Source organism: Streptomyces sp. URMC 127 (assembly GCF_051386535.1).
Lineage (GTDB): Bacteria > Actinomycetota > Actinomycetes > Streptomycetales > Streptomycetaceae > Streptomyces.
Genome location: NZ_JBPQTW010000463.1, coordinates 1 through 946, shown reverse-complemented (window position 1 = coordinate 946; position 946 = coordinate 1). Strand labels below are relative to the sequence as shown.

Below are 946 nucleotides of genomic sequence, written 5' to 3'. Positions count from 1 at the left end.
CCGTGACGGCGGCCACCACCCCGGCCGTCTGGACGAGGGCGACCCCGAGGTCCACTCCGGCCGCGGCCGAAGCCGCGGCCCGGTCCCGCGCGCGCCGCGGGAAGAACCCGGCCGCCCCGGCCGACGAGGCCGCAGCAACGTCCCCCGCCCCGGCGGTCGCGGCAACGACCACCAGCAGCCACAGCGGCGCACCGGGCCGCTGCAGTACGCACATCGCGGCGAGCACGGGCAGGGCCAGCGCGGCCACGGCGGCGACCGTACGGTCCCGGCCGCCCAGCCGCCCCAGCGCCCGCTCCGCGACCGGCCGCAGCACGGCTCCCGCGACGAGCGGCGTGACGAGCAGCAGGGACTTCCCGCCCGGCCCGGGCGCCGGCCCGTCGCCTGCCGGCATGAACAGCACCAGGACGGCCCACATGCTGCGGACGGACGTCCCCACGTGCCCGCCGGCCGCGGCCAGCAGCAGGTTCCGGCGGGCGACGTGCCGGCCGCCGCGTTCCCAGAAGCCGGGGTCCTCCGCGTCCCACCGCTCGGCCTCCGGCCGTAACGGCGCCGCCGGGTTCGTCATGCCGCCCCGCCCCGCCCGGCGGCGCCGACCCTGCGCGGCGTGCCGGACACCCGGCGCCCGCCGGTGCGTTCGCGGCTCCGCTCGCCGCTGCGGGGCAGGTCGCTGACCGTGTCGTAGACGGTGCCCGGCTCGGCCCGGACCAGGACGCGCGCTTCGGCGCGGAGGATCGCGGAGGTGCCGGCGGCTGGGGGAGTCATACCGTCCAGGGTGCGCGGATGGGGAGGAACCCGGCAACGGCCGTCACGACGATGTGTCAGATTTCCTTGCGCGTTTCCTTGAGCGTTTTCCTCGCGCGTTTCCTTGCGCGCGGCGCCTGCCGCGTACCGCGCCTGCCGCGTACCGCGTCCCCCGCGTACCGCGTCCCCCGCCTACCGCGTCCCC

The 946-nt window shown here is 78.3% G+C and carries 1 protein-coding gene and 1 pseudogene; both read right to left on the bottom strand.

Translation table 11 applies throughout. The features are described 5' to 3' along the window. A pseudogene (locus ACSNOH_RS34915) lies at window positions 1–565 on the bottom strand (MFS transporter); the annotation flags it as partial. Continuing rightward, window positions 562–762, bottom strand: coding sequence for a hypothetical protein (locus ACSNOH_RS34910; RefSeq protein ID WP_436725462.1), 201 nt, complete (start codon window positions 760–762; stop codon window positions 562–564). The gene ACSNOH_RS34910 and the pseudogene ACSNOH_RS34915, both read right to left, overlap by 4 nt. Window positions 763–946 lie beyond the last annotated feature (184 nt).